This window comes from Pararhizobium sp. P1_E7 (assembly GCF_056405855.1).
Window position 1 is genome coordinate 1 of record NZ_JBFUBH010000178.1, and the last position, 2,231, is coordinate 2,231.

The 2,231-nt window shown below is 59.7% G+C and carries 3 protein-coding genes and 1 pseudogene; 2 read left to right on the forward strand and 2 right to left on the reverse strand.

Annotated elements, in window-relative coordinates:
• Both AC1D17_RS28595 and AC1D17_RS28600 read left to right on the forward strand, forming a co-directional pair.
• Positions 1 to 196 (forward strand): GMC oxidoreductase (locus AC1D17_RS28595; protein WP_477568579.1); only part of this gene is annotated, 196 nt, incomplete at its 5' end.
• Positions 197 to 227: 31 nt separating this feature from the next.
• Positions 228 to 1,256, forward strand: coding sequence for an NAD-dependent epimerase/dehydratase family protein (locus AC1D17_RS28600; protein ID WP_477568580.1), 1,029 nt, complete (start codon positions 228 to 230; stop codon positions 1,254 to 1,256).
• On the opposite strand, the gene AC1D17_RS28605 is transcribed toward AC1D17_RS28600, so the two are convergent.
• Both AC1D17_RS28605 and AC1D17_RS28610 read right to left on the reverse strand, forming a co-directional pair.
• The gene (locus AC1D17_RS28605; protein WP_477568581.1) at positions 1,230 to 1,970 is read right to left on the reverse strand and encodes an HAD family hydrolase; all 741 of its coding nucleotides are present in this window, start codon (positions 1,968 to 1,970) and stop codon (positions 1,230 to 1,232) included. The genes AC1D17_RS28600 and AC1D17_RS28605 overlap by 27 nt on opposite strands.
• Positions 1,967 to 2,231: pseudogene (locus AC1D17_RS28610) on the reverse strand (hypothetical protein); the annotation flags it as partial. The gene AC1D17_RS28605 and the pseudogene AC1D17_RS28610, both read right to left, overlap by 4 nt.

The following is a 2,231-nucleotide window of genomic DNA, read 5'->3' on the forward strand; positions in this document are numbered from 1 at the left end:
GTTCTCATCCTGCCCGATGGGAGAGGACAAGCAGAAATGCGCGGCGGATTCATTTGGGCGAGTACACGGAATGGATGGGCTGTATATCGCCGACGCATCGCTGCTTTGCGGTCCGACCGTTGTCAATCCGCAGGGTACGGTCATGGCTGTTGCGCACCGCAATGTGATGCATGCCATCAATTCCGGCGCGATCTGACCGGCAATTTCATGGGGAGTGGGAGGAAGGCATGCGACACCTTATTACCGGGGGATCAGGTTTTATCGGCAACCTTGCTGCGCGGCGGCTTCGCGACCGGGGTGACGACGTTCGCGTACTCGACATATGGGAAGATGCGTCCCGGCCTAGAGACATAGAATTCGTCAAGTGCTCCGTCCTTGACCGTGACGGGGTCCGTGCCGCCATGCGGGGCGTCGATGTCGTCCATCACAATGCTGCGCTGGTGGCGCAAACCGACGCCGGCCGCGACTACTGGGCAGTCAACGTCGAAGGGACCCGCATTGTCACCGAGGAAGCGGCCAAGGCCGGCGTCAAGTCGCTGATCCACGTGAGTTCGACGGCCGCTTACGGTATTCCGCCCTCCGGTCCGATTACGCAGCAAACGCCCCTTCGGCCCGTCGAACCCTATGGCAAGTCGAAGCGCGCGGGCGAACAGCTGGCGGAAGAGATTTGCAAGGCGAATGGCATCACCCTGATCACCATCCGCCCCAGAGCCACCCTTGGCGGCGGGCGGCTCGGCATCTTCCAAATCCTGTTCGAATGGATACGGGAGAACCGCTCGGTCTATGTGATCGGGAGCGGAGATATCAAATTCCAGTTCATCCACGCGCACGATCTGATGGACTTCTACATGCTTGCGCTGAATGCAGGCAAAAGCGGTACCTATAATGTCGGGACGGATCGTTTCGGCACCTTGCGAGGCGACCTGGAGGCGCTGATCGCCTATGCGGGAAGCAGCTCCAAAGTCAAAAGCCTGCCCACTGCGCTGACCGTAAACACGTTGCGAGCACTGCATTGGATGAGGGTCTCGCCGCTCGTGCCATGGCACTACCTGACCTACCACAAGGAGTGCTATTTTGACGTCGAGCCGCTGCTTCAATTGGGTTGGCGTCCGGCCTATTCCAATCAGGACATGCTCAGGGAAAGCTATGACTGGTATTGTGAGAGCCTGGCATCGACAAAGCTCAGCGCGGGTGGGAGCCCGCATCGGTCGCCGATAAGGCAGGGGGCTCTATGGCTCTTGAAAGTTGTGTCCTGACCCAACGTCCTTTTCGCTCACCGCGCTGAACACCTCGTCGTCAAAGCTGCGGAACGTGTCGATGTCTGCGAGCGGTTTGCGGCTCTTGATCAGTGCTCGCATGCCATGCCGCTGTGCGACCTCCCAGTCACGATCGACCCTGTCTCCGATCATGATTGCGTCCTGAGCCGGAATTTTGGTTTTGCTCAGGACGTTTTGCAGCCCCGCCGGATGGGGCTTTAGGAAGCCGACATCCGGGTCGCCGGCATAAACGACGAGGTCGGCGCTCAGTCCCAGAACACGAAGCTTTTCCCGCGCCGGATAGTCGGAGAGAACCGCGATCGTCTTGCCTTTGGCGCTGAGCCCGGCGAACAATTGCGCAATGCCGGGGTAGCGGCAGTTACGCAGGACGTCGAGCGGCCGCCGTTCCATCCACTCTTCGACGATCGACCGCACGTAGTCCGGCGGGTGTCCCGTGCGGTTCGCGACAGACTGGTACTGGAGAGTGACAAAGTCACACGCCAGAGATTCGCCGAGTTCTTCGCGACAACGGCGAAATTCACGCAAGATCCGGATTGTTTCGAGGCTGAGCGACGATACAGCGTCGCCAACGAGGCGCAGCAGCACCCGCAGACGGAGGMGTCTTTGATCGTAGAGCGTGCCGTCCAGATCAAAGACGACCAGACGAATAGCGTCCCAGTGCACGGGGCCATGCGGGAGGTCCAGCGCAGTCATCGCAGCACAGGAATAGACACGAAGGACGGTGTCGCCACGAAATCAAGGAAGGGCATGTCGATGAAGGTGGCCAGAATAAAGACGACGATGCACGCAGCCAGCATGACGTCGAGACGGCGCGAGTGGAAAAGCCGTTCCGGCCGCTGGACGACGGAGCCGGGACGGGCAGCGAGCCAGATATAGGCCGCGAAAAGACCGCTTACGAATGGAAATACGAGAATGTATTCCACCCGGTATTTGACCAGGAATACTCCGCTCAGG